This is a genomic window from Gordonibacter urolithinfaciens (assembly GCF_900199375.1).
Lineage (GTDB): Bacteria > Actinomycetota > Coriobacteriia > Coriobacteriales > Eggerthellaceae > Gordonibacter > Gordonibacter urolithinfaciens.
This window is the reverse complement of record NZ_LT900217.1, coordinates 1-24,186: the sequence shown is the minus strand read 5'-3', so window position 1 is coordinate 24,186 and position 24,186 is coordinate 1. Positions and strand designations below refer to the sequence as shown.

The following is a 24,186-nucleotide window of genomic DNA, read 5'->3' as shown; positions in this document are numbered from 1 at the left end:
TGGCTGGCGCCAAACGCGGTGGGAAGTCCTACAGTCCCAGCACGCCGCAGATGAACGGCACCCAGAGCACCATGCACACGCAGAAGATGATGGCGGGGATCACACCGGCCTTGAACATGTCGCCGAACGTGTAGTACCCCTCGCCGTACGTGACGATGAGCGTCGGGTTCACCGGCAAGAGGAAGTTGCCGGCCACGATGAAGGCGAGCAGCATCGTGGGGATGGCCGGGGAGACGCCGAGCGTCGTGCAGATGCCGATGAGGATGGGCAAAAACAGGCTGATGATGGCCGCGCCCACCGGGGCGATGGTGTGCAGCAGGTAGATGAACGCAACGGTGATCAACAGGAACACCGTGAAGTTCAGGTCGGCCACGCCGCTGCTCATGAACAGGTTCGTGACGAACTTGTCGGCGCCCGAGGCGCTGAAGATGTTGCCGAGCGACAGCACCGAGCCCATCATGAGGATGATGGTCCAGGGCACCTGCTTGCTGAACTCGTCCCACGTGAGCAGGTTCAGGCCGGGGAACATCATGATGGCCAGGCCGATGATGGCCACGGTCGTGACGTTCAGCAGCGGAATCCACGTGCCGAGGATCCATAGCACGGGCAGCGCGAGGATCATGACGAGCGCGCGCACCTCGAAGCCCGTGGGCTTGCCGGCGTCCTCGGCCGCCTGGCGCAGGCTGTCGTAGGCGCTCGAGTCGAGCTGCTCGGGCTTGAGGATCTTCACGATGGAGAACCAACACAGCGGGATGCACAGGATGGCGATGGGCAGGCCCACGATGATCCAGTTCAGGAAGCTGATAGTCTGGCCGGTGGCGCCGGTGAGCACGCCCATGGCCACCATGTTGAACGAGCTGCCGGCCGGTGTGACCACGCCGCCGATGACGGCAGCGATGGGGATGGCGATCATCATGCACTTGCCGAGCCGCGACTTGCCGGGCTGGGCGCCGGCCGCCTTGAGCACGACGTAGGAAATACCCATGAACAGCACCGCGGCAGGCACGTCGGACATGATGGTGGAGATGAGGCACGTGCCGATCATGAACGCGAGGATGAGCTTCTCGGAGCTCTCCCCCGTCAGCTTGAACAGCTTGGCCACGAGGCGCACGCCCCACTGCGTCTTGAGCAGCAGCGCCGGCAGCGCGAAGATGGCGATGACGTAGAACACCACCGACACGCCGAACCCGCTGAACACGGCCTTGTAGTCGGTCGCGCCCATGACCACGGCTATGACGAGGGCCAGAATGCCCGTCACGCCCACGGAGAACGAGCCGCATACCCACAGCGACACGGCGAACAAGAGCGATGCGATGGCCATGATGCCCTGGTGGGACAGGTCGGGCGACTCGGGCACGAACGATGCTACCACGAGGATGGCCACGGCTATGACGATGCCCAATCCCCTCTTGTTCAGGAACCCCTCTTTGCTGAAGAACTTCGTTAACGCTTCTTGTGCCATTTGTCTCTCCTCCTTAAAGAAAGAACGTGGCAGATCCCCTGTAGAAGCCGCGCCTCCCGCCTCCTTCCCCCGAGCGCGGCCGCGTCGTGTTATATCGGGCTCGCATCCGCCAACGTCGCGCATGCGAGCCCCCTTCGACGGCGGCCCCGCCAAGGGCGGGCCGCCGTTCCCAGGCTCTTCTTCCAGGGGCCGGCCACAGTCGGCCCCTGGTTCGTCGGCTACTCTGCCCGGTACAGCTCGACCGGGCCCATGTTGCGGTCCTCGTCCACGGTCGAGGCCTCCAGCACGCGGGTGAGGTAGCCCTCCGCCTCCGCGTACACGCGCCACTCGGCGGCGCCCACCTGGTGGAACCAGAAGTCGCCGAACTCGTCGGCCTCGGCCGCCAGCACCTCGCCCGTGGCCAGGTTCTCGGCCGTGACCCTCGCGCCGGCCACCACCTCGTCGGCCTCCGGGTCCACAACGACGCCGGCCAGGAAGCGCCTCGGCAGGTTCAGGTAGAATACGCGCGGCTTGTCGGCGGCGGCGCGCTCGGGCACGAGGGCCTCCGCCGCCGCGATCTCCTCGGCGAGGTCCTCCTCGTCGCCGAAGCGCAGGGCGCCGTGCGGGCACACGTCCACGCAGTGCGGGACCTCGCCGGCGTCCACGAGGTGGGCGCAGCCGGTGCACTTCTGCGGGATGCCCAGCTCCCCGTTCCAGAAGATCGCGCCGTAGGGGCACGCCTCCACGAGGTCGCGCCTCCCGGCCGCCTTCTCCGGGTCCACGATGACCAGGCCGTCCTCGCGGCGGTAGACCGCCTCGGGCGCCGCGGCCATGCAGGGCGCGTCGGCGCAGTGCTGGCAGCGGTGCATGACGTAGGACACCCTCACCTTCGGCACCTGGCCGCGCACGCGCTCCTCTATGCGGCACCAGAAGTGGCCCGTGTCGGGCTGCGGCCTCGCGATGGGCGACCAGTCGTTGTCCACGTGCTCGTCCTTGCAGGCTATCTGGCAGTTGCGGCACCCGTTGCACTTGGCGACGTCGAACACGAACACCTTGCCCATGGCTACTCCCCTTCCCCTTCGTCGACGACGCGCGCCGTGGCCACCAGCCCGCAGCCGGGATCGTAGTCGCGCCCGAACGCCTCCGGGTACTGCGCGGCCAGCGCGAGCACGTCGACCTTCTCGATGTTCACCAGGAAACCGCTCGTCACCTCGCCGAACGCGTGCGTCGAGGTGGTGGCGTAGGGCGCGATGAGGTTGTTCGCGCCGCCGCGGTCCAAACCGCCGCGGCCGAGCACCACCGAGTCCACGCGGCTGCCGTGGTCCTGGTACACCACGCTCGGCATGATGCGCTCGGTCACACGCACGCCGCCCAGCACCGCGCCGCGCTCGTTGTACAGCTTCACGATGTCGCCCGTCTCCAGGCCCAGCAGGCCCGCGTCGCTCGGATGCACCCACACCGGCTCGTACTTGTAGCCGTCGGGGCCCGTCACCTTGCACGTCTCCTCCATCTCGCGGAACCAGGTGACGTCGTCGAGGTTCGCGTGCACGCGCCACCGCGGGTGGTTCGACACCAGCAGGAAGGGGTACTTCCGGCCGCGCTCCAGGTACTGGCGCTCCTGGTGCCCCGCGCCCTCGTCGACCCAGTGCGGGATGGGCCCGCGCTCCTTATCGTCGGGGAACTGGCTGGCGAGCGTCGTGGAGTAGTATTCCAGCTTGCCGGAAGGCGTCTGGAGCGGGTGCCCCTCCGGATCCTCGTAGAACTGGATGAGGCCGGCCGGCATCTCCTCCCACCCCTCGCGCGTGGGGAACGGGTAGTACTGCTTCTCCTTGAACTCCTCGAAGTCCATCTTCTTGGCTGCGCCCGTGTTTTCGAAGCCGGCCTGGATGTACTCCTCGCAGGTCTTGCCGCCCATGTAGCGCTCGTAGAGGTTCTCGTAGATGCCGCCGAACTTCTCCAATGCCTTGGCCACCTCGCCCACGGCCTCCATGTCGGACTTCGACTCCAGGCGCGGCTTGATGGCCTGGCGCTCGTAGTACACGAGGTTCCACTGGCCGTTGTCGGAGTCCGTGCCGATGTCCTCCGTCTCGAACTTCGTGTTCGTGGGCAGGATGACGTCGGCGAAGAAGCAGTCGTTCTCCATCCAGGGGTGCTGCACGACGATGAACTCGATGGACGGGTGGCGCAGGGCCTCCTGCATCTCGTTGCCGCCGTTCCAGCACGTCTCCCAGCACGGGGTGTCCGACCAGATCATGTGCAGGCGCTCGTTGCCCTCGAGGGGGAACGTGTAGGGGCCGTCGAACTGGTCCTCGCGCGGGAACCCGGCGCCGATGTGGCCGTACCAGGAGACGGGCGGGTTCATGATGGCCTCGGGGATCATGGTCTTGGGGATGAAGCTCTTGGGGAAGCTGCGGTACCAGCCGCGGTAGGCCGGGCTGCAGTCGGGGATCTCGACCGACGGCGGCAAGGGCGTCACGGTGTCCATGCCGTAGAGCGTCCACTCGATGAACTTGAACTGGTTGGCGCCCGGCTTGCCCAGGCCCTGCATGCCCAAGAGCGCCACCTCGAGGCGCGCCGGCTCGTGCGCGTAGCAGGAGCGGATGTAGGAGCCGCCGTTGCAGTGCGCGATGGAAACCGCGTGCTTGGCCCAATAGCGTGCGAACGCCTTGATGGTGTAGCTGGGCACGCCGCAGATGGCCTCGGCCCACTTCGGCGTCTTCGGCACGCCGTCCTCGCCGCCCATGACGTAGTACTTGAAGTTCTCGAAGCCCACGGCGTGCGTGTCGAGGTAGGCCTGGTCGTAGGTGCCCTCCTTGATCCACGTGTAGGCGATGGCCAGCTGCAGGGCCGCGTCGGTGTTGGGCTTGACCGGTATCCACTTGTCGGCGTGCACGGCGTTGGTGTAGTTCACGTCCGGCGAGATGTGGATCTGCTTGATGCCGAGCTCGGTGAACCAGTAGCACAGGCGGCTGGCCAGGTAGCCGCCCCAGCCGAGCGGCGTGGTCTCCACGTCGCAGCCCCAGAAGAGCACCGCGTCGCCGTTTTGCGCCACGTCGCGGATAACGTTGTTCATCTGCGAGTTCTGCCCCAAGGGGTCCATGCCCCACATGTGCTTCGCGCCCCAGTACCAGCCCTCCCAGCTGTCAGGCTGGCGGGTTTGCAGCGTGTAGGAGCCTATAAGGTCGAACATGCGGCTCTGGCAGCCGTGCGGCGCGTGGACGAACTTCGTCTCGCCGTGGCCGTCGAGCTCGCAGAGGATCGACGCGGGCCCGTAGGCCTCGTGCACGCGCTTGATCTCGCTGGCGATGAGCGAGCACGCCTCGTCCCAGCTGATGCGCACGTAGCCGCTCGTGCCGCGGTTCTGCGGGTTGCGCTCGCCCTCCGGGTCCCAGTCCACGCGCTTCATCGGGTAGGGGATGCGGTTCTTCGAGTACACGCGCTTCTTGTAGCACAGCGACAGCGGCGAGATGAGCGTCTTGAAGCCCGGCTCGAAGGTCTTTCCGCGGGCCTCGAGCTTCCAGGCGTTCAGGTCCTCGGGCGTGTAGTGCTCGTCGAAGCGCAGCGGGCGGATGCGCAGTATCTTATCGTTCTCCTCGTCGATGTCGACCGAGCACGCGTTCGTGCCGATGCCGAAGCTGTTGAAGCCCAGGCCCTTCACGATGGGCGTGCCCAACACGTTGTTCCCCATGCTCTCTCCTCTCCTGGTCTGGATGTCCGGCGCCGGTGCTTCCTCCTCGGGGGGGGGGGCAGGCGCCGGCGGTTCTACGCGGTCGGTGCGGGCGGCTTGGGCACGCTCGGCGCCTTCGGCGCCCCGGGCACGCCGGGGACCGGCGGCGGGGTGGGAGCGCCCGGGGGCGTGGGGATCCCGGGCATCGGCGCCGCCTTGGCGCCGCAGCTCGGGCAGGCGTCGGCCTTCGGGTCGACCTCGGCGCCGCACTTGGGGCACTTCACGGGTCCGTTGTCGACGGTGGGTGGTCTGAAGCACATGACGGAACTCCTCTCTCAACTTCCATGGTCACGCGGCCTTCGGGGGCCGAAGCCGCGGTAGTGCACGCGGGGAATGCCTGCGGAAAATCGTTATGGGAGCAGCACCTGTCCGGTGCGGTTCGTCTTCGATGCCCCCGATTATAGGAGCGCCCCTGCGGGGCCCTTGTGCGGTTTTCCCGATGGGTCATCGGGAAAACCGATCACGCGGCCTGCCATCAGGGTGATCGGATTTCCCGATAGGCTATCGGGAAAACGCGGCTCCCGCATGCGCCTTCCCGCTCCTATAATCGGGGCATCGGCGAACATCCGCATGACGAGGAGGAGCCATGTCCGAGAAGCTTGAGAAGCAGGGCCCGCAAGGCGCCGCGGCACCCGAGGGGGACGTGCCGGTGGCACGAACGCAGGACGACCCGACCGGCCGCGTCTGCCAATGGGAGGAGGACGGTTGCACGGTGCTGCGCACGAACGCGCGCACGGGCCCGGGATGCCACGACAACTGCGGCGTGCTCATGTACGTGAGGGACGGCGTGCTGGAGAAGATAGAGGGCGACCCGGAGAACCCCTACAACCAGGGGCGCCTCTGCCCGAGGTGCCTGGCGTTCAAGGAGATGCTCTACCATGAGGACCGCCTGAAGTACCCCCTGAAGCGCGCGAAGGAGGACCGCGGCAAGAATGCGTTCGAGCGCATCAGCTGGGACGAGGCCTACGATATCATCGAGCGCGAGATGAAGGCCGTCATCGACGAGTACGGCAACGAGGCCATCTGGGTCACGCAGGGCACGGGCCGCGACATCAACGGCTACGGCCCGCTCATGGCCCAGTACCTGGGCACGCCCAACTACGGCACCGGCTTCCTGTCGGGCATCGCCTGCTACGGCCCGCGCATCTTCTCCACCGCGCTCAAGAGCGGCGGGCTGTTCGTGTGCGACTACTCGCAGTTCTTCCCCGACCGCTACGACGACCCCCGCTGGGAGGCTCCCGAGTACATCCTCGTATGGGGCAACAACCCGATGGTGGCCAACTCCGACGGCACGCTGGGGCACTGGGTGGTGGAGAGCATGAAGCGCGGCAGCAAGCTCATCGTCATGGACCCCACGCTCACCTGGCTCGCGGGCAAGGCCGACGTGTGGTTCCAGCTGCGCCCCGGCACCGACGCGGCGCTGGCGCTCGCGCTCTGCGATCAGATAATCAAGGACGATCTCTACGACCATGAGTTCGTGAGCTGCTGGTGCTACGGCTTCGACGAGTTCGCCGAGCACGTGAGCCAGTATCCCGTGAGCTTCGCCGCCGAGACCTGCGGCGTGCCCGAGGACCTCATCGTGGAGGCGGCCCGCAAGATCGGCCGCGCGAAGTCGTGCTGTTTGCAGTGGGGCGTGGCCATGGACCACACCTCCGAGGGCTTCATCACCGGCATGGCGTGCTTCGACCTCATGGCGCTCACCGGCAACTTCGAGAACCCGGGCGGCATGCTCGCGGCCGACCCCGCCTTCGGCATGTCGGTCACCTGGTCGCCGCGCGGCTCGGTGTGGGACGAGTGCTCGGAGCCCATCCCGCACCCCGAGCGCAAGAACCACGGCGGCTACAAGGCCCTCGAGGCCATGAACGGCATCAGCCCCGACGCCCTGCTCGAGGCCATGGAGACGGGCGAGCCCTACCCCATCAAGGCCATGTTCATGATGCAGAACAACGCCATCGCCTGCATGGGCGCCCAGCCCCAGCGCATCCTGCCCGCGCTGCAGAAGATGGAGTTCAACGTGGTGGTGGACCTGTTCCTCACGCCCACGGCGCTCGCCTGCGCCGACGTGCTGCTGCCCGCCGCGTGCTTCGCGGAGCGCATCGGCATCACCGGGCACCAGCCCTACGCGCTCGGCGCCATCGCGCAGGCGGTGGAGCCCCTGGGCGAGTGCAAGTCCGACCAGCGCATCATCTACGAGCTGGGCGACCGCTTCGCCGGGCGCGACCATCGGCCGTGGGATTCCGAGCAGGACTTCTACGACTACCTGCTGCGCAGCACCGGGTTCACCTACGACTCGCTCAAGGAGCGTGCGTGGGCCTACCCCGAGTTCGAGTACAAGAAGTACGAGAAGGGGCTGCTGCGCCCCGACGGGACGCCCGGCTTCGCCACGTCCACCGGGCGCTACAACTTCTACTGCGCCGAGATGGCCTACTTCGGCTTCTCGCCGTTCGCCACGTACGAGGAGCCGCCCGAGAGCCCGGTGTCGGCGCCCGAGCTGGCCGAGAAGTACCCGCTCGTGCTGACCACCGGCGCGCGCAAGTGGGGCTTCTTCCACTCGGAGCACCGCCAGAGCCCGTCCATGCGGCGCCTGCACCCCGAGCCCGAGTTCCTCGTGCACCCCGAGACGGCGGCCGCCTACGGCATCGCCGACGGCGACTGGTGCACCATCTCGAACAACCTGGGCTCCGCCCGCCTGCGCGCCCATACCAGCGTGCGCATCCGCAAGGACACGGTGTCGGCCGACCACGGCTGGTGGTTCCCCGAGCGCGGGCCCGAGGACGGCACGCTGTTCGGCACGCTCGAGAGCAACATCAACCAGCTCGTGCCCATGCGGCCGGGCAAGTCGGGGCTCGGCGCGTCGTACAAGTCGCAGCTGTGCCGCATCGATAAGATCGAGGAGTGATGACCATGCGCAAGTACCTGGCCGTCGATTACGAGTTCTGCACGGGATGCCACACCTGCGAGATAGCCTGCCAGCAGGAGCACGGGCTGGCGCCCGACCGGTTCGGCATCAGGCTGACCCAGATCGGCCCCGACCAGCTGGACGAGCGCCGCTGGCAGTACGAGTTCGTGCCCGTGCCCACCGACCGCTGCGACCGCTGCGCGCGTCGCCAGGCGGCCGGCAAGGCGCCGAGCTGCGTGCAGCACTGCCAGGCGGGCTGCCTGCACTACGGCACGCTCGAGGAGCTGGGCGCAAAGGTGGACAAGCGCAAGGTGGCGCTGTTCACCTAGGAGGCGTCCCGCGAGGGCGGCGCGGTTGGCGCAGCACGCCTTGCGCGCCGCCCTCGCGCCGCCGCAGGCGCGTGTCGCCCGCCATCGTCCGATACGCTACAATGATGGGGTAGACAAAGGGGGGTTTGCCTTGCGCATCGAGACGCTCTACGAGTTCCTGCTGCTCACATCCAACCTGAACTTCACCGAGACGGCGAAGAGCTTCTTCATCTCGCAGTCGGTGCTCTCCGGGCACATATCGAGCCTTGAGAAGGAGCTGGGCGCGCTCCTGTTCGTGCGCGACCGCCACTCGGTGCGCCTCACCGAGGCGGGCCGGCTGTTCCAGAAGGACGCCCAGCGCATCGTCGAGGACTACGAGCGCGCGCTCGAGCACCTTTCGCAGTACGCCGACGGCGTGTCGTCGGTCATTCGCATCGGCTTCCTGGAAGGCTCGTTCGGCTCGTTCCTGCCGCTCGTGTGCCGCGGCTACCGCAAAGAGCACCCCGACGTCGACTTCCATTTCCGCACTATGGAGCTGGCCAACATACAGAAGGCGCTCAACGAGAACGAGATCGACGTGGGGCTCGCCATCTACCAGGACGGCATACAGGGTGCGAAGTTCTGCTATCGGCGCCTGTACGAGGACCGCTACATGCTGGCGGTGCCCGTGGGGCACCGCCTTGCCAAGCGCGCGTCGGTATGCATCGCCGACCTGCGCGGCGAGCGGGTGGTCGTGCCGCATTTCAACCGCTCCAAGAGCATGCTCGAGCAGATGCACGTGAAGCTGCGCAACGCCGGCGCCGAGGTACGCCCGGCCGGGTTCGAGGACGTGGGCGCCATGATGGCCACGCTCGTGACGGCCGGCGTCGTGGCCATAGCCCTCGACCACCTGCGCGTGTTCGGAAACGGCAACGTGGAGTTCGTGCCGCTTGCGGACGAGAACATGGAGATCTGCGCGGGGGCCGTGTGGAAGAGGTCGAAGGAAACCGGCGCCATCACGTCGTTCATCGACTTCCTGGAAGAGGCGTGCGAGGGTTTCGGCAAGGAGGAATTCCTTGCGCGCAGCGGTCCCGACGCGCTTCCTTCGCTGCAGTTCCCGTCCTCTCCTTCCCGGGCTCAGCCTCCCGGCGGGCACGCCCGTCCGTAACGGATTGAAAACCGGACGGTTACGGCGGGCATCGCAGGCTTAACGGGACTCCCGCGTGCGTGCTATAGTTCGGCTAGCAGAACCTGACAAGGAGGGTTCTGGATGCAAGGAGGAACCAATGGGATACTCGATCTCCTTGCTGTGCTTCGCAGGCGCCGCGTTCTGCATCTCGTTCATACGGCGCCTTGCATAACGCACAGCGCACGAACGGGGCCGGTCCGCAAGGGCCGGCCCCTTCTTTTTCCCGACGGCCTCCGGGCGGCGCGGGGAGCTCGGGCGATCCCCCGGAACGGAAGGACGGCAGGCATGGAGGAGCCCGTTCGGGCCCTGGTCGCGTTCGGCACGCGGCCCGAGGCCGTGAAGATGGCACCGGTCGTGCGCGCCCTCGGCGCCGACCCCGCGTTCGACGTCCGCGTGCTGTCGACCGCGCAGCACCGCGAGATGCTCGACCAGGTGACGCGCCTGTTCGGCCTGCGCGTGGACTACGACCTGGACGCCATGCGCGAGCGCCAGGCGCTGCCGGGGCTCACGGCCCGCATACTGGAGGGCGCCGCGGACGTGCTGGGCGGCGCGCCGCCCGACGTCGTGCTCGTGCACGGCGACACCACCACGACGTTCGCCGTGGCGCTGGCCGCCTTCTACGCCCAGGTTCCCGTCGGCCACGTGGAGGCAGGGCTGCGCTCGCACCGCCGCTGGGAGCCCTTCCCCGAGGAGATGAACCGTCGCCTCGTCTCGACGATCGCCACCTGGCACTACGCCCCCACCGAGCGCAACCGCGCCAACCTCGTCGCCGAGGGCGCCGAGGCGCGCGACGTATGGGTCACGGGGAACACGGTCATCGACGCGCTGCTGTCCGTGGTGGGCCCGGCCTACCGCTTCCACGCGCCGGAGCTGGGGCGGGTCGACTTCGCGGGCAGGCGCGTCATCGGGCTCACCTGCCATCGGCGCGAGAACCTGGGGGCGCCCCTCGCGCGCATGCTCGCGGCCGTGCGCGACGAGGCGGCCGCGCGCGACGACGTGGAGGTGGTGTTCCCGGTGCACCGCAACCCGGCCGTGCGCGAGGTCGCAGAGCGCGAGCTGGGCGGGGCGCCCCGCGTTCATCTGGTGGAACCGCTCGACTACGGCGGCTTCTCGAACCTCATGGCGCGGTGCAGCCTCATGCTCACGGACTCGGGCGGCGTGCAGGAGGAGGCGCCGGCCCTGGACGTGCCGGTGATCGTGCTGCGCGACGTGACCGAGCGCCCCGAGGCCGTGGAGGCCGGCTGCGCCCTGCTCGCGGGCACGACCTACGAGGGCGTGCGCCGCTCGCTGGGCGCGCTGCTGGACGACGCCGCGCTCTACGCGCGCATGGCGGCTGCACCCGACCCTTACGGCGACGGGCATGCCGCCGAGCGCATACGCGCAGCCCTGCGCGAAACGTTCGGCCGGGCCTGACGCCCCGTCCCGCCCGCGCCTACGCGTCGGCGCGGGCAAAGCCTCCGGAGTGCCCCTCCTTGGCGCGGTAGAGGGCGGCGTCCGCCTTCTTCGACAGGTCGAGGTAGCCGTCGCCGCGCGCGGCGGCCACGGCGCCGGCAGACAGGCTGATGGACGGCACGCCGCGCCGCTCGGCCTCTCGGGCGATGGTGTCGTTGATGTCCCTTACCAGACGCTGCGCCACCTCGTAGTCGTCGGTGCCCGACAGGAAGATGGCGAACTCGTCGCCATGGAGCCGCGACGCGAGGTCGACGGTCCTGATGCGGCCCACGATCATCTGCGCCGACAGCTTGATGGCCTCGTCGCCCGCGTCGTGGCCGTACGTGTCGTTCACGGCCTTGAAGCGGTCGCCGTCCAGCATGATGAAGATGCCGCGGTCGCCCTCCCCCATCTCGCCGAGCAGCGACGTGACGGCCTTCCGGAACGAGCGCACGTTCATCATGCCGGTGAGGTCGTCGATCGCGGCGTCCTTCTGCGCCGCGGTAAGCGCTATCTCCAGGCGGCGCTGCATCTGGCCGAGCTCCACGTAGGCGGCCTTGAGCTCGCGGTTCTTCATCCAGCGGGACGCCTGCATGAGCACGTACACCAGCAGCAGCTCCACCAGCAGCAGCGGCACGAGCCACGTGGTGGCCGTGGCGGCCCAGGCCGAGAGCGCCGGCGCCATGACGAGGAAGCCGTAGCCCTCCTCCTGCCGCAGGGACGCGTACCAGCTTCCTCCGTCCAGCTCCACCGCCTGCGCCGATCCGGGCTGGTCCCGGAGTGCGGCGAGGCCGCCGTCGAAACCGCGCCGGAACGCCGCGAACGCCTCGGCCGCGTCGGCCTTGCCCGCGGCCTTGGCGCGCTCCTCGTCAGACGCGAACGCGCCCTGCGCCGCCTCGCGGGCCTCGCGGGCCGCCGCCTCGGCCTCGTCGGCGGAGGCGGCCAGGTTGCCGCCCAGGTAGGAGGAGTCGGTGCTGCCTATGACGGTGCCCCCCTCGTCGAAGATCATGACCTGCCCGCCTTCGAAGCGCTCGGGGGCGGCGGCCGCCTTCTGGATGTCGCCCATCTTCAGGTCGTTCGCCACGACCGTCTCGCCGTCGGGCTGCAGCTGCGCGATGGTCGAGAGCACGTAGTCGTTCGCGTAGCTCAGGTAAGGCGGCGTGAAGGCCTAGCCGGGAAGCAGCACGAAGTTCGCGAACTTCGCCTTGAGGTCCTTGTACAGGAACGTGCGCTCGGCGAACGTGAGCGCGCTTTTGCCGAACACGTCGCCCAGGCTCGCGCTCTGCATGGTGATGCCGTACACCCAGCGCGCCTTCTGGCGCACGGCCGCCCGGAACGCGGAGGGGAACAGCGAGCGCGTGGCGATGTAGTCCCATACCGCCCTTCCCTGCGCGTCGACGCGCGGCACCCGCTCCAGCACGTAGTGCACGCGGAAGCCCCGCATGCGCAGCGTGAGCGACAGCCGGTAGTCCTCGGTCAGGCTGTCCTCGGGCAGCAGCTCCCCCTCGCCGAACGCGTCCAGCACGCGCCGCCCCACGGCGAAGCCGGTGCCGGCCGACGGCACGAAGCCCAGCTCGTCGCGCATGACCATGGTGCGGAAGTGGTGCTCGGCGAACTCGTCGGCGTAGGTGGACGTCGTGAGCGTCTTGAGGAACAGGCGCAGCCGGGGCATGCGGATGAGCGGGAACACGGGGAACTGCAGCGCGTCGTAGTCGTCGATGAGATAGCTGGTCATCTTGAACTCGTTGGGATGCACCACGTCCTCGGCGTCGTGGATGGTCACGCTGGCGAAGCGCACGTCGTGGTCGCGCTCGTACCCCCGAATGAGGCTTAACGTGTGGTTGATGTTGTCAGCCTTCGACGTGGGGCCGGGCCGGCTGTTCACCGCCACCGCGACGGTGCCCCCATGGGGCGCCTCCAGCGCGCGGGCCACGGCCAGGGTGGCACCGTCGTTGGGGTACACGCCCAGGAACACGCGGTAGAGATCGCGCGGGTACTGCGCCGAGGCCACCAGGTTGTCTATCACCTCGCCGATCACGGCGTCCTCGTGCCAGGCGGCTATGACCACGGCCAGCATCTTGGGCGGCTTCTCGTTGATGCGCGCAAGCGGAACCTTCTTGCGGCCCACGCGGCGGAACAGGGCGAACACGTCCCATAGCAGGTCGTCGGCGCCGAACACGATGAACGCGAGCGCCACGGCAAAGCCTATCCAATAGACGACGTCTGCGGGCATTGCCCGGCTCCTTCCTCGTGTTCCGGCGCGTCCGCGCCGGTGCGGAGCCTCCAGCATAACGCAGCCCGCGCGGCCGTCGGCAACCGCAACCGATCCGTCAACGCGCCATCACCGCTTCAGCAGCAGGTCGCCCTCGGCAAGGCCGGAAAAGCCACGGGCCGGGCCGCGCTGCGCTACGATGCAGGCCCGGCCGCGATCCGGCCGGTTCCCGACCGACAGGAGGCTCCATGGCAGGAAGAAAAGGCGCGATCGCCTTCGGCCTCGTCTACATACCGGTGGAGCTCTACCCCGCCACCCAGGACGACGCCGTGCGCTTCAACCAGCTGGCGAAGGAGAGCATGCAGCGCGTGCGCTACGTGAAGACATGCCCCGACTGCAACCGGGAGCTGGGCCCGGAGGACATCGTGCGCGGCTACCAGTACGAGAAGGGCAAGTACGTGGTGGTGAGCGACGAGGAGCTGGACGCCATCAAGACCGACGCCGACCGCGCCATGAAGATCGTGCAGTTCGTGGACCTGCAGGAGGTGCCGCCCGTCTACTTCGAGAAGCCCTACCAGGTGATGGCCCAGCCCGGCGGCGAGAAGCCGCTCGAGCTCCTGCGCCTGGCCATGGTCGAGGAGGGCAAGGCTGCCATCGGCACCACGGTGCTGGGCAACTCCGAGACGCCGCTGGCGCTCATCCCTTACGGCGACGACCTGGTCATGATGACGCTGCACTACCAGAGCGAGGTGCGCGACCTCCCGAAGCCGGCCGAGCGCCCCGCCGTGGGCGAGGCGGAGCTGGACATGGCGAAGCGCCTGGTGGAGAGCATGGCCGAGCCCTTCGACCCCGCCCGCTTCAAGAACGCCTACCAAGAGAAGCTCATGGGCCTCATCCAGGACAAGATAGCCGGCAAGCAGGTGACCCCCGAGAAGCCCGCCTCCCAGCCCGCGAACGTCATCAACCTCATGGACGCCCTCGCTGCCAGCCTGAAGGCCCGCACCGGCGAGGATGCCGGAGAAGCGAAGGCGAGCAGCAGCACCGAAGGCGGGAAGGCTCCCAAGCCGAAGCGCAAGCCCCCCGCGAAGCGCGCCGGCTGACCGCCGTCTGCCGCACGGCCGGGGAAGCGCGGGCAAGGTCGCCCGATGCATCCGGCCCCAGCGGAAGAGAAGCCCCCGGCTGCTGCTGCATCCGGGGGCTTTCCGAGGAGAGAGAGGGGGCGAAAGGGGGTTCGCGCTTACGCCACGGGCGGGGTGCCCTCGGCGTTGCCGAAGATGGCGTCGATCATGACGAGCGCGTCCATCGGAAGGGCGGAGGTGCCCACGGCGCGGAACGCGGGGGTGCCGGGGAAGCAGCGGGCGCACACGTCCTCGACCGCGGCGAGGTCCGCGAGGTCGCGCAGGTACACGTTCACCTTCACGGCGTCGGCCATCGTGTGCTCGACGTTCTCGATGATGGCCTGGATGTTCTTGCACGCCTGCTCGGCCTGCTCGGCCACGCCGCCGGCGACGAGCTCGCCCGTCGCGGCGTCGACGCCCAGCTGGGCGGAGATGTTGTTGTAGTGCGAGAAGGCCACGGACTGCGTGGAGAGCGCGCTCACGGGGGCGGCGTCGGTGTTGTTCGCCTCGATGATCAGGCCGTGACGGGCCTCGACCTCCTGCGGGGGCGTGCCGTCGCCGTGCGACACGACGGCCTCGATCTGCACGAGCGCGTGCAGCGGCAGGTCGGCGACCTCGACGACCGTGCGGGCAGGCAGGTAGCCCACGGCGCGCGCGATGCCCGAATCCGGGAAGAAGCGCGTGTACACCTCGTCGACGGCGTCGATGTCGGCCAGGTCCTTCAGGAAGACGGTGATCTTGACGATGTCGTCGAAGGGCACGTCGACGCTCGTGAGGACGGCCTTGATGTTCTTGAGGCACTGGGCGGCCTGCTCCGCGACGCCGCCGACCACGATCTGGTTCGACGCGGGGTCGAGGGGCAGCTGGGCGGAGATGTTGTTGTAGTGCGAGAAGGCCACGGTCTGCGAGGACAGGGCGTCGTAGGGCGCGTTGTGCGTGTTGTTCACGTACTTCACGAGGTCGCCGGCCTGGGGCGCGTCGGGGATGGTGCCCTCGCCGTTGGTGAGGAGCGCCTCCACCTGCACGAGCGCATCCAGGGGCAGCGCCGCCACGGCAAGGTTCGTGCGGGCGGGCACGTAGGTCGGGAAGTAGGCCCGGAACGCCTCGTCCACGGCGTCCAGGTCGCGGATGTCGCGCACGAACACGGTGAGGCGCGCCACGTCGCCCAGCGTGTGGCCGATACCCTCCGCCACGGCCTCGAGGTTCTCGAAGCACTGGGCGGCCTGCTCCAGGGCGCCGCCTTCGACCAGCTCGCCGGTCTCCGGGTCGAGGGGCAGCTGGGCCGACAGGTTGTTGTAATGGGAGAATGCCGCGGTTTGCGCGTGCAGGGGGCTTACGGGCGCGCCCTCCACGTTCCGTGCCAGGACTACATTGTCACCGCTCATTGGGGTACCTGCTTTCTCGAGTGCTCGCTTGACGATTGCGTTCGTTCGGCCCGTGCGGCTCCGCGCTTCCCTTGGGGATGCGGCCCTGCAAGGCCCCCCGCTTTGCGGGAGGGCTGCATTATATCGTTTTGTGCATCTGCACAAAATACTTTTCAGGCGATTTACTGACCAGCGGAAAAGGTGTTGACCGACCGTTTACCGCAAATTCTGGAAGGCCTTGCAGAGCCTATGCGGAAATCCGGGGGCGCGGTCCCCGTTTCATGCAGGATTACGGTATCTACCGCTCACCGATTGGCCTTGCGCACGGTGGCGGCGCGGGGTCCGAACGGGATCAGGACGGCGTCTTCTCGGGCCAGAGCCGCAGCACGAGCCTGACCGACAGCACGCCCACGGCCACGCCGACCACGGCGCCCACGAGGATGTCGCTCGGGTAGTGCACGTACAGGTACAGGCGCGAGAAGGCGATGAGGCACGCCAGCGCCACGCCGGCCACCTTGAGCGCCACGGACAGGCGCCCCCTGCCGGGCACGCAGCAGAGCGCGGCGGCCGCCGCGAACGACACCATCGAGTGGTTCGAGGGGAACGAGTCGCCGGCAGGCGGCGGGACGAGCAGGCCCATGAAGCCGTAGGCCTCGAACGGCCTCACCCGCCCGAACAGCGGTTTCAGCACCAGCATGCCGAGCGCCGCCGTGGCGGCCACGGCAAGCACCACGGCCACGCCGTAGCGGCGGTGCCGCGGCTGGGCCGCCAGCACGGCGCCCGCGACAAGCCACACGAGCGCAAGGTCGCCCAGGTGCGTGGCCGCGAGCATGAGCGCGTCCATGAGCGGCGAGCGCAGGTGCGCCTGGATGAAGTCGAGGACGGCGATGTCCATGCGCTGCGCTACCCTAACCGCGCACCGCCGGGGCACCGGCCCTCGGCGTCATCGCCGACGAGGAGGGATAGGAGCCCGGTGCACCCGGCGAGCACGTCGTCGTAGGTGACGTCGAAATCGCCCGTGTACCACGGGTCCGCCACGTCGCGGTCGGAGCCGGCGAACTCCAACAGCTTGCGGCAGCGTCCCTCGGCCCCCCGCCCCAGCTGGAGGCGCAGGTCGCGCATGTTCGCCTCGTCCATGCCCACGAACAGGTCCCACTTGTCGGCATCGGCGCGGCCCAGGCGGCGGGCGGTCTTGCCCGAGCAGTCGATGCCCTGCGCCTCCAGCACGCCGCGCGTGCCGGGATGCACGGGGCTCCCGATCTCGTCGTCGTGCGTGGCGGCCGAGGCGATGGAGAAGCACCCGTCCAGGCCGCGCCGCTCAACGAGGTCCTTCATGACGAACTCGGCCATCGGGGAGCGGCAGATGTTGCCGTGGCAGACGAACAGGATGCGGAAAGGCGCGGTCATCGGCCCTCCTCCTCGTCCGGCTCGAGCGCCTCCGCGTAGCGCTCGTACAGCTCGGGCACGCGGCGCTTGAGGCTGACGGGCTTGAACGTGGCGGCATCGACCAGGCAGTGCGTGCTGCGGCCCGTGCAGCACGGCTTGTCGGCGTCCATGTCCTGCCCTTCCTTGAACACCTCGTAGGCGTACACGGTCTTCGTCGGGCGCGACAGCACGACGCGCGTGCGCACGATCGCCCCCTCCCCGTAGCGCAGCGGCTCGCGGTAGTCGCATTCCATGTGCGTCACCGGCGACATGAGCCCCGCCTCCTCGATGCGTGCGTAGGGGTAGCCCAGCGCCTCGAGGAACGCCGTGCGCGCGTCCTCGAAGTACAGCAGGTAGTTGGCGTGGTAGACGACGCCCATCATGTCCGTCTCGCCGTAGCGTATGGTTATTGGCGTGCAAACCCGCATGGCCGCTCTCACGTCCCTTCCGTTTTGATACCATGGTCCTATGGGCAATATCGTATCGTATATCCAGGAAAACCAGCGAACGTTCGCGGAATCACCGTTCAACCCCGTCGACAGTCTCGTGTTCTCCACGCTCTGCTACTTCAACTACGAGGCGTGCGGGCTCGTGGACCCCTCGTCGCCCGAGCGCGTGCTCCTGCACGACGTGGTGGCGCTCGCCGACTGGCGCGCCCTCACGTGCGCGAGCTGGCTGGAGGACGCGAAGGACGCGCGCGCGTTCCTGCGCGTCCTCATGGCCAGCCGGCGCTTCCGCGATGTGAAGCTGGCCTTCTACGCCAACGAGCGCTCGGATGCCGTGGAGAAGCAGTTCTCGGCAACGACGTTCGTCGTCCCCGGCCGCGTCGCCGCCGAGGCGGAGGGCGCGCTCTACGAGGGGCGAGCCTGCGGGGCGCGCGCCGGGCGAGGCGAGTTCGCCTGCCTGGCGTTCCGCGGGACCGACGGCAGCTTCGCGGGCTGGAAGGAGGACTTCAACCTCTGCTTCAAGGAGGTTATTCCCTCCCAGCGCGCGGCGGCCGCCTATCTCTCGGGCGTGGCGTCGGCCGTGGAAGGGCCGCTTGTGGCCTGCGGCCACTCCAAGGGCGGCAACCTTGCCGAGTTCGCGGCGCTCGTGGTCGACGGGGGCGCCTACGCGCGGCTCGCGGGCGTCTACAACCACGACGGGCCCTCGTTCCTGGACGATCCGTCGCCCCGCATCCACGACGGGCGCTTCGCGGCGCTGCTGCACAAGACGGTGCCCGAGTCCTCCGCGTTCGGCATGATCTTGGAGCGGCGGCCCGACTACCGCGTGGTGCAGTCCTCTGCGCTGTCGGTGTTCCAGCACGAGCCGTTCTCCTGGCAGGTGGACGGCGACGACTTCGTGTACCAGGATGCGCTCAACCGCGCGGCCGTGTTCTTCGACGAGGCGCTGGACGCGTGGCTGCGCGGCAAGACGCCGGCCGAGCGCGAGCGCTTCATCGACACCATCTACGAGCTGTTCGCCTCCACGGAGGCCAGCACGTGGGCCGAGTTCCAGGAGGGCCTTTTCGCGAACACGAGGCGGCTGCTGGGCTCGGGCACGAAGCTGGACGCCGAGACGAAGAGCTTCATCTGGAAGACGCTCGGCAGCTTGGGCGGCATCCTGAAAGACGAGACCGTCAGGCGCTTCAAGCCCTCCCCGTCCACCTGGCTGGCACGGCGGCGCGAGGCGTACGACCGGAAAGGACGAAGGCAATGAGCGAGGTATCGGCAGCAGGCGGCATCGAGGAAGGCGCGGGGCGGCGGGCGCCCTACGGCCGGCTTTCCGCTCGCATGGCGTTGCAGCTGGCCGCGCCTCACACGTGGCCGGCGGCCATCCTGCCGGCGCTCGTCGCCGTCGCCGCCGCTGCTGCGACGACGGGGGGCGTGTCGGTGACGATGGCGTTCACGCTGCTGGCCATCTGCGTGCTCATGCAGTCCGCCGTGAACACGTTCAACGACTACTACGATTACGTGAAGGGCGCGGACTCCGCGGACGACAACGTGGACCCGACCGATGCCGTGCTGGTGTACAACAACGTGGACCCGCGCGCGGCGCTCGCGCTGGCCGTGGGCTTCCTCGCGGCGGCGTTCCTGCTCGGCGCCTACGTCATCTGGGCTGCAGGGTGGATACCCCTCGCCATCGGCGCCGTGGGCGCCGTGGTCGTCGTGCTGTACTCGGCGGGCAGGACGCCCATCTCCTACCTGCCCATCGGCGAGCTGGTGAGCGGGCTCGTCATGGGAGGCCTCATCCCGCTCGCCTGCTACCAGGCGCTCACGGGCTCGTTCGACCTGCGGGCGCTTCTGTGGGCCGTGCCCACCGTGCTGGGCGTGGGCCTCATCATGTTCACGAACAACACCTGCGACGTGGAGAAGGACGTCCAGGCCGGGCGCCGCACGCTTTCCGTGCTGCTCGGCCGCGAGCGGGCGCGGCGGCTCTACCATGCCGTGCTCCTCGCGTGGATCGCCGCCATCGTGGCGCTCGTGGCCGTGTTCTTCACGGGCGGGCTCGTGGTGGTGCCGTTCATGCTGCTGGCCGCCTGGCCGCTCGTGGGCGCGCTGCTGAAGAACCCCCTGGCGCCGCCCGCCCGCGTGGGGGCCATGGCGCAGGTGTGCAGCGTGAACGTGGCGCTCGGGGCGTTCTACGCCGCCGCCATCTTCGCGAGCGGCGTCGTTCTCGCCGTATAGGGATCGCAGCCTGCCCGGCGCTCGGCCGTCGGGCAGGCGCGACAGAGCAAGGAGGATGCGCTATGGAGATCGTCCGTTTCGCGGTGGGGATCGCGCTGCTCGTCGCGTCGGCCCTGCTGGCCGTCCAATTATGGAACGGTCGCTGGCAGTTCCTCGTGGCCCGGCCCGAGCACACGAGGAAGGGCACGTTCTTCCCCGCCGGCACCCGCGAGACGGGCCGACGCCTCTCCTGGGTCATGGTCGCCTGCTTCGCGGTGGTCGCCACGCTCATGGCGTCCGAGATGGGGCGGTTGGCGGGCAGCGCCCTGTTCGTGCAGGCCGGCTTCGTGGTGAGCGGCGTGGCGCTCCTGGCATACGGTGGCTGCATCGTGTGGACCGTGGCCTGTCACTGCAAGGTGCACGGCCGCCCCTACTTCGCCGGCGGCTCTTCGCGCCTGGTCGTCACCCTCGCAGCCACCTGCATCGTGCTCACGGCCCTGTCGCTGCTGTTCGCCTGACGGCATACGGGCAAAACGCGTAGGCGCCGGCTTGCCTGCACGACTACTTCGTGATGAGCACCGGCACGGGCGAGGCGTGGAGCACGGCCGTGCTCACGCTGCCGAGCATGCCCTTGATGGCGCCCAGGCCGCGGCTGCCCATGACGATGAGGCCGCAGGGCTCCTGAGCCGCCTCGCGGACGATGGCCTCCTGGGGCTTCCCGAACGCCACGCGCAGGTCGACCGCGCCCTCGTGGTGCGCGATGCGGTCGGCAACCTGCTCCTCGAGGGCTTCGAGGCTCGCCTTCTCGTCGCCGCCGAGCGACAGCAGCACGCCTGCAGCGCGCGCCGCGGCTACGAATGCGGGATCCTCCATCTTCAGAGGATCGCTGACGCTCAGCACCACCACCCGCGTGCCCAGCCCGCATTCAACGAGCTCGAGGGCGTCCGCCAGTGCACGGTTCGAGGGTGCCGAACCATCGTATGCGACCAAGATCGCTCCGTAACCCATAGCAAACCCGCTTTCTCCCGTGTCCAAGGCTGCGCGAACCGGCAGCCCATCAGGCACCTTGCTCGTTTCCCTCATTCTACCATGCCCGCAATCTCCAGAGAACCCATCGGCAGCCGACCCCTCTCCTTCGGCAGGAGCGCTATAATCAAGCCGAAGGCAACCAAGGATACGATACAAGACTGCGAGGTTTCGGATGGATGGCACCACTATCGCCGCCTTTGCGGCGGCCACGGCGGCACTCGTCGCGTTCGCGCTGGCAGCGTTCATGTTCTGGAAGGGGAAGTGGCTGTTCCTCGTGGCGGGAGGCGCCGCAGCCGTCGAGGAGGCCGAGAGCGCCGTCGGGTCCGCGGCCGGGCTCTCCGGTGCGGGCGGCGTCCGCAAGATGGGGCGGCGCATGGCCGTGGTGCTGCTCGCAGCCTGCGTGCTCGTGGCCACGCTGCTCGCGTTCGAAGGGGCGAAGCTGGCCGGCAACGCCCTGCTCGCCTCTGCGGCCACCCTGGTCAACAACGTGGCGTTCGTGGCTTTGCTTGTCGCCATGGTGTGGTTCTTCATCGTGCAGCGGCCCGACCGTCCCAAGGAGAGCGCCTCCTCGCAAGATCCCCGCATGGCCTCCCGTGCGCACGCCGCGCGCCTCGACCACCTGCCCCTCGCCACCATCCTGTTCACCCTGGCCATCATAGCCGTCGTCGCCCTCGTGGGCATCCTGTTCGCCGGGCTGTAGGTCGAGTACCTACTCCCAGCGCACCTGCACGAGGTCGGGGAAGGCTGTCGGCAGGGCGGCGAGGTCGAACGTCGCGAGCAGCTCCTCGGGGGTGGCGGGGTCGCAGGTGGGCGCGAGGCCGGTGAGGCCGGCGATGTGTCCGACGACGGCCGCGGGCGTCTTGAAGCGCGCGAGCAGCGCATCGAGGGCGGCGTCGCGGTCCCGCTTCGAGAGGCGCCGGTCGCGCTCGGCGACGAGCAGCGGGACGTGCGCGTAGTCCGGATGCGGCAGCCCCAGCAAGCTCTGCAGGTAGATCTGCTGCGGCGTCGAGCACAAGAGGTCCACGCCGCGCACCACCGAGCTCACGCCCTGCTCGGCATCGTCCACCACCACGGCCAGCTGGTAGGCGTACGCCCCGTCCGAGCGGCGAACGAGGAAGTCGCCGCAGTCCTGCGCGAGGTTCTGCGCATAGGGGCCCTGCACCTGGTCGGTGAACGCCACCTCCTCATGGGGCACCCGCAGGCGCTGGGCGGGCGTGCGCTCCAGCGCACGTGAGGCGCGCTCTGCGGCGGAAAGCTCCCGGCACGTGCCCGGGTACACCGGCTTCTCGCCCCGATGCGGCGCGGAGGCGGCGTGCAGGTCGGCGCGCGTGCAGAAGCAGGGGTACACGAGCCCGCGCGCGGCCAGCCCGTCGAAGGCGGCGCGATAGGCCTCCGTGCGGTCGTGCTGGAAGTACGGCCCCTCGTCCCAGGTGAGGCCGAGCGCCTCGAAATCGCGCTGCACCGCGTCGATATAGGCCGGCTTGGAGCGCTCGGCGTCGAGGTCCTCGATGCGCAGCACCATCCGCCCGCCCTGCGACTTCGCCACGAGCCAGGCGACGAGCGCCGCGAACACGTTGCCCGCATGCATCCTCCCGGTCGGGGACGGCGCGAAACGCCCGACGACGGGGACGGTTGGCGAGGCGGCGGCCATGCGGTGCCCCCTACTTCCTCAGGTCTTCCACGTGCTTGGCCTTGCCGGTGGTGCGCTCGATGCCGCCCGGCTCCACCAGCTTCACGCGCACGCCCACCAGGAGCACGCCCTTGAGCTTCTCCTCTATGGCGCGCCGCAGGCCCTCCATCTCCTCGAACGAGTCCGAGAACGCCTCGGGCTTCAGCTCCACGTGCACCGTCATCCTGTCGAGGCCGTTCGCCGTCTCCACGACGATGCGGTAGTGCGGCGTGACGCCCCGGATGCCGGAGAGCACGTCCTCCACCTGGCTCGGGAACACGTTCGTGCCGCGGATGATGAGCATATCGTCGCAGCGGGCGCGCACCTTCTGCATGCGCGCGCTCGTGCGGCCGCAGGCGCAAGGCTCGCATACCACGCGCGTCAGGTCGTGCGTGCGGTAGCGCAGCACGGGGATGGCCTGCTTGTCGAGCGGCGTGAGCACGAGCTCGCCCATCTCGCCCTCGCCCACCGGCTCGCCGGTCTCGGGATCCACGACCTCCCACAGGAAATGGTCCTCGGCGATATGCTGCATGTCGCGTGCCGCCAGGCACTCGCCCGACACGCCCGGGCCCATGACCTCGGTCAGGCCGTAGTTGTCGGTACATACGATGTGCATGCGCTCCTCGATCTCGGCCTTGAGGCCCGGCGGGCACGGCTCGCCCCCGAACAGGCCCACGCGCAGCGTGGACGCCTCCCAGTCGAATCCCAGCCGCTCCCCCACCTCGCACATATGCAGGGCGTAGGAGGGCGTGGCAATGAGCACCGTGGTGCCGTAGTCCCCTATCATGGCGATGTGCCGCTCGGTGTTGCCCGAGCCGGCGGGGATCATCATGCAGCCGAGCTTCTGGCAGCCGTAGTGCAGGCCGAAACCTCCGGTGAACATGCCGTAGCCGAAACGCCATCTGCACGCGGTCGCCGGGCACGACGCCCGCCATCTGCGCCAGGCGTGCGATGCAGTCGCTCCACACGTCCATGTCGTGCGCGTTGTAGCCCACGACGATGGGCTTGCCGGTCGTGCCGGAAGAGGCGTGCAGCTCCACTACCTCGTCGAGCGGCACAGCGAACAGACCGTAGGGAAACGTGTCGCGCAGCACGGACTTGTCCGTGAACGGCAGCTTGCGCACGTCGTCGAGCGAGCGGATGTCTCCCGGCGCCACGCCGAGGGCGTCCATGCGCTCGCGGTACCACGCCACGCGATCGTAGGTCCAAGCCACCTGGGCCTTCAGCTTTCTCCAGCTGGAGCGCGCGCACCTCCTCGCGCGGTGCGCACTCCCTGGCGCGGTCGTAGACGGGCAGGCCGGCGAAGTCGCCGGCGCGGGCCGCCGCAAGAGCGGCTCCCTTCGCGGTCAGGTCTGCCACGGCGCTCACCGCCCCTCGGTGCACGCCGTGGCGCTGGGGCCGTCGGAGCCGAGCGCCCGCGCCAGGTCGTCCTGACCGATGAGCTCCACCGGCTCGCCCGCCAGCAGCTGCTCCGCGCGCGCAAGGTCCTTCACGGACAGCGCGATATAGGTGGATATGAGCGAGTAGCTGTACGTGACGTTGATGCCGCAGTCGGCCATGACGCCCATGACCCGTGCGAGCTCGCCCGGCTCGTCGTTCAGGCGCGCGCACAGCACATCGGTCGTCGTGGCGGCGGCACCCATGTCCACGAGCACGTCCAGCGCGCGCAGGGGGTCGTCCACGATGAAACGCACGATGCCGTAGTCTCCCGTGTCGAGGCGCTGTAGCCGCGCACGCTCACGTGCGCGTC

General features: G+C 68.7%; 23 protein-coding genes. 9 read left to right on the top strand and 14 right to left on the bottom strand.

The annotated features are described in order from the left end of the window. Window positions 1-28 precede the first annotated feature (28 nt). The 4 genes from BN3560_RS00110 to BN3560_RS14820 form a co-directional block, all read right to left on the bottom strand. A complete protein-coding gene (locus BN3560_RS00110) occupies window positions 29-1,462 on the bottom strand; it encodes an SLC13 family permease (protein WP_096226507.1) in 1,434 nt (477 codons plus the stop codon). A gap of 218 nt (window positions 1,463-1,680) precedes the next feature. Beyond that, the gene (locus tag BN3560_RS00105) at window positions 1,681-2,502 is read right to left on the bottom strand and encodes a 4Fe-4S dicluster domain-containing protein (protein WP_096226506.1); all 822 of its coding nucleotides are present in this window, start codon (window positions 2,500-2,502) and stop codon (window positions 1,681-1,683) included. Window positions 2,503-2,504: 2 nt separating this feature from the next. Continuing rightward, complete coding sequence (locus BN3560_RS00100) at window positions 2,505-5,129, bottom strand: molybdopterin-dependent oxidoreductase (protein ID WP_096226505.1); 2,625 nt, start codon at window positions 5,127-5,129, stop codon at window positions 2,505-2,507. Window positions 5,130-5,203: 74 nt separating this feature from the next. Next, entirely contained in the window at window positions 5,204-5,428 is a 225-nt protein-coding gene (locus BN3560_RS14820; RefSeq protein WP_096228009.1) for a zinc-ribbon domain-containing protein, read from the bottom strand. Between the two features lie 326 nt (window positions 5,429-5,754). Here BN3560_RS14820 and BN3560_RS00090 point away from each other — a divergent pair, with 326 nt between their 5' ends. The 4 genes from BN3560_RS00090 (at window position 5,755) to wecB (ending at window position 10,956) form a co-directional block, all read left to right on the top strand. Continuing rightward, window positions 5,755-8,067, top strand: coding sequence for a molybdopterin-containing oxidoreductase family protein (locus BN3560_RS00090; protein WP_096226504.1), 2,313 nt, complete (start codon window positions 5,755-5,757; stop codon window positions 8,065-8,067). Between the two features lie 5 nt (window positions 8,068-8,072). After that, on the top strand, window positions 8,073-8,396 hold the full coding sequence (locus BN3560_RS00085) for a 4Fe-4S dicluster domain-containing protein (RefSeq protein WP_096228530.1): 324 nt from the start codon (window positions 8,073-8,075) through the stop codon (window positions 8,394-8,396). 130 nt (window positions 8,397-8,526) lie between these two features. Further along, entirely contained in the window at window positions 8,527-9,522 is a 996-nt protein-coding gene (locus BN3560_RS00080; RefSeq protein ID WP_161959472.1) for a LysR family transcriptional regulator, read from the top strand. Window positions 9,523-9,828: 306 nt separating this feature from the next. Continuing rightward, window positions 9,829-10,956, top strand: coding sequence for a non-hydrolyzing UDP-N-acetylglucosamine 2-epimerase (gene wecB, locus BN3560_RS00075; protein WP_096226502.1), 1,128 nt, complete (start codon window positions 9,829-9,831; stop codon window positions 10,954-10,956). 19 nt (window positions 10,957-10,975) lie between these two features. Here wecB and BN3560_RS14915 read toward each other — a convergent pair whose 3' ends face one another. Together BN3560_RS14915 and BN3560_RS00065 are read right to left on the bottom strand one after the other, a co-directional pair. Further along, a complete protein-coding gene (locus BN3560_RS14915; RefSeq protein ID WP_096226501.1) occupies window positions 10,976-12,103 on the bottom strand; it encodes a GGDEF domain-containing protein in 1,128 nt (375 codons plus the stop codon). 39 nt (window positions 12,104-12,142) lie between these two features. Continuing rightward, window positions 12,143-13,207: a glycosyltransferase gene (locus tag BN3560_RS00065; RefSeq protein ID WP_231897316.1), complete on the bottom strand. Its 1,065-nt coding sequence runs from the start codon at window positions 13,205-13,207 to the stop codon at window positions 12,143-12,145. A 227-nt stretch (window positions 13,208-13,434) separates the two neighbouring features. Between BN3560_RS00065 and ku the strand changes: the two genes are divergently transcribed. Further along, complete coding sequence (gene ku / locus BN3560_RS00060) at window positions 13,435-14,286, top strand: non-homologous end joining protein Ku (RefSeq protein WP_096226500.1); 852 nt, start codon at window positions 13,435-13,437, stop codon at window positions 14,284-14,286. A 137-nt stretch (window positions 14,287-14,423) separates the two neighbouring features. On the opposite strand, the gene BN3560_RS00055 is transcribed toward ku, so the two are convergent. The 4 genes from BN3560_RS00055 to BN3560_RS00040 all read right to left on the bottom strand — a co-directional run bounded on the left by BN3560_RS00055 (window position 14,424) and on the right by BN3560_RS00040 (window position 17,521). Next, complete coding sequence (locus BN3560_RS00055; RefSeq protein ID WP_096226499.1) at window positions 14,424-15,689, bottom strand: RidA family protein; 1,266 nt, start codon at window positions 15,687-15,689, stop codon at window positions 14,424-14,426. Window positions 15,690-16,020: 331 nt separating this feature from the next. Next, window positions 16,021-16,563, bottom strand: coding sequence for a phosphatase PAP2 family protein (locus BN3560_RS00050; RefSeq protein ID WP_096226498.1), 543 nt, complete (start codon window positions 16,561-16,563; stop codon window positions 16,021-16,023). Window positions 16,564-16,571: 8 nt separating this feature from the next. Continuing rightward, window positions 16,572-17,075 carry a low molecular weight protein-tyrosine-phosphatase gene (locus BN3560_RS00045; RefSeq protein WP_096226497.1) on the bottom strand — a complete coding sequence of 168 codons (504 nt, stop codon included), beginning with the start codon at window positions 17,073-17,075 and terminating at the stop codon, window positions 16,572-16,574. Beyond that, entirely contained in the window at window positions 17,072-17,521 is a 450-nt protein-coding gene (locus tag BN3560_RS00040; RefSeq protein ID WP_087189793.1) for an acyl-CoA thioesterase, read from the bottom strand. Before BN3560_RS00040 ends, BN3560_RS00045 begins: the two co-directional genes overlap by 4 nt. A 40-nt stretch (window positions 17,522-17,561) precedes the next feature. Between BN3560_RS00040 and BN3560_RS00035 the strand changes: the two genes are divergently transcribed. The 3 genes from BN3560_RS00035 to BN3560_RS00025 all read left to right on the top strand — a co-directional run bounded on the left by BN3560_RS00035 (window position 17,562) and on the right by BN3560_RS00025 (window position 20,256). Further along, the gene (locus BN3560_RS00035; RefSeq protein WP_087189794.1) at window positions 17,562-18,791 is read left to right on the top strand and encodes an Mbeg1-like protein; all 1,230 of its coding nucleotides are present in this window, start codon (window positions 17,562-17,564) and stop codon (window positions 18,789-18,791) included. After that, window positions 18,788-19,759, top strand: coding sequence for a prenyltransferase (locus BN3560_RS00030; RefSeq protein ID WP_096226496.1), 972 nt, complete (start codon window positions 18,788-18,790; stop codon window positions 19,757-19,759). The genes BN3560_RS00035 and BN3560_RS00030 overlap by 4 nt, the downstream gene beginning before the upstream one ends. A 62-nt stretch (window positions 19,760-19,821) precedes the next feature. Continuing rightward, the gene (locus BN3560_RS00025) at window positions 19,822-20,256 is read left to right on the top strand and encodes a lipocalin (RefSeq protein WP_096226495.1); all 435 of its coding nucleotides are present in this window, start codon (window positions 19,822-19,824) and stop codon (window positions 20,254-20,256) included. A gap of 43 nt (window positions 20,257-20,299) precedes the next feature. Here the strand turns inward: BN3560_RS00025 and BN3560_RS14190 are convergent, their stop codons facing one another. After that, window positions 20,300-20,746 carry a universal stress protein gene (locus BN3560_RS14190; protein WP_157780516.1) on the bottom strand — a complete coding sequence of 149 codons (447 nt, stop codon included), beginning with the start codon at window positions 20,744-20,746 and terminating at the stop codon, window positions 20,300-20,302. A gap of 193 nt (window positions 20,747-20,939) precedes the next feature. On the opposite strand from BN3560_RS14190, the gene BN3560_RS14185 reads away from it, so the two are divergent. Continuing rightward, a complete protein-coding gene (locus BN3560_RS14185; RefSeq protein ID WP_157780515.1) occupies window positions 20,940-21,467 on the top strand; it encodes a hypothetical protein in 528 nt (175 codons plus the stop codon). A 9-nt stretch (window positions 21,468-21,476) separates the two neighbouring features. On the opposite strand, the gene gluQRS is transcribed toward BN3560_RS14185, so the two are convergent. From gluQRS to BN3560_RS00005, 3 genes are all read right to left on the bottom strand, one after another. Continuing rightward, complete coding sequence (gene gluQRS / locus BN3560_RS00015; protein WP_096226493.1) at window positions 21,477-22,418, bottom strand: tRNA glutamyl-Q(34) synthetase GluQRS; 942 nt, start codon at window positions 22,416-22,418, stop codon at window positions 21,477-21,479. A gap of 10 nt (window positions 22,419-22,428) precedes the next feature. Then, window positions 22,429-23,319: a phenylacetate--CoA ligase family protein gene (locus tag BN3560_RS14580; protein WP_231897315.1), complete on the bottom strand. Its 891-nt coding sequence runs from the start codon at window positions 23,317-23,319 to the stop codon at window positions 22,429-22,431. A 481-nt stretch (window positions 23,320-23,800) separates the two neighbouring features. After that, window positions 23,801-24,186: amino acid-binding protein (locus tag BN3560_RS00005; protein WP_231897314.1), on the bottom strand; the 386-nt coding region annotated here is incomplete at its 5' end.

Coding starts and splice junctions, on each gene's coding strand:
- BN3560_RS00090 (WP_096226504.1), top strand. CDS start 5,755: ATGTCCGAGAAGCTTGAGAAGCAGGGCCCGCAAGGCGCCGCGGCACCC.
- BN3560_RS14190 (WP_157780516.1), bottom strand. CDS start 20,746: ATGGGTTACGGAGCGATCTTGGTCGCATACGATGGTTCGGCACCCTCG.
- ku (WP_096226500.1), top strand. CDS start 13,435: ATGGCAGGAAGAAAAGGCGCGATCGCCTTCGGCCTCGTCTACATACCG.
- BN3560_RS00105 (WP_096226506.1), bottom strand. CDS start 2,502: ATGGGCAAGGTGTTCGTGTTCGACGTCGCCAAGTGCAACGGGTGCCGC.
- gluQRS (WP_096226493.1), bottom strand. CDS start 22,418: ATGGCCGCCGCCTCGCCAACCGTCCCCGTCGTCGGGCGTTTCGCGCCG.
- BN3560_RS00030 (WP_096226496.1), top strand. CDS start 18,788: ATGAGCGAGGTATCGGCAGCAGGCGGCATCGAGGAAGGCGCGGGGCGG.
- BN3560_RS00035 (WP_087189794.1), top strand. CDS start 17,562: ATGGGCAATATCGTATCGTATATCCAGGAAAACCAGCGAACGTTCGCG.
- BN3560_RS14820 (WP_096228009.1), bottom strand. CDS start 5,428: ATGTGCTTCAGACCACCCACCGTCGACAACGGACCCGTGAAGTGCCCC.
- BN3560_RS00045 (WP_096226497.1), bottom strand. CDS start 17,075: ATGACCGCGCCTTTCCGCATCCTGTTCGTCTGCCACGGCAACATCTGC.
- BN3560_RS00050 (WP_096226498.1), bottom strand. CDS start 16,563: ATGGACATCGCCGTCCTCGACTTCATCCAGGCGCACCTGCGCTCGCCG.
- BN3560_RS00085 (WP_096228530.1), top strand. CDS start 8,073: ATGCGCAAGTACCTGGCCGTCGATTACGAGTTCTGCACGGGATGCCAC.
- BN3560_RS00055 (WP_096226499.1), bottom strand. CDS start 15,689: ATGAGCGGTGACAATGTAGTCCTGGCACGGAACGTGGAGGGCGCGCCC.
- wecB (WP_096226502.1), top strand. CDS start 9,829: ATGGAGGAGCCCGTTCGGGCCCTGGTCGCGTTCGGCACGCGGCCCGAG.
- BN3560_RS00110 (WP_096226507.1), bottom strand. CDS start 1,462: ATGGCACAAGAAGCGTTAACGAAGTTCTTCAGCAAAGAGGGGTTCCTG.
- BN3560_RS00040 (WP_087189793.1), bottom strand. CDS start 17,521: ATGCGGGTTTGCACGCCAATAACCATACGCTACGGCGAGACGGACATG.
- BN3560_RS00100 (WP_096226505.1), bottom strand. CDS start 5,129: ATGGGGAACAACGTGTTGGGCACGCCCATCGTGAAGGGCCTGGGCTTC.
- BN3560_RS14580 (WP_231897315.1), bottom strand. CDS start 23,319: ATGTTCACCGGAGGTTTCGGCCTGCACTACGGCTGCCAGAAGCTCGGC.
- BN3560_RS14185 (WP_157780515.1), top strand. CDS start 20,940: ATGGATGGCACCACTATCGCCGCCTTTGCGGCGGCCACGGCGGCACTC.
- BN3560_RS00025 (WP_096226495.1), top strand. CDS start 19,822: ATGGAGATCGTCCGTTTCGCGGTGGGGATCGCGCTGCTCGTCGCGTCG.
- BN3560_RS00065 (WP_231897316.1), bottom strand. CDS start 13,207: ATGCCCGCAGACGTCGTCTATTGGATAGGCTTTGCCGTGGCGCTCGCG.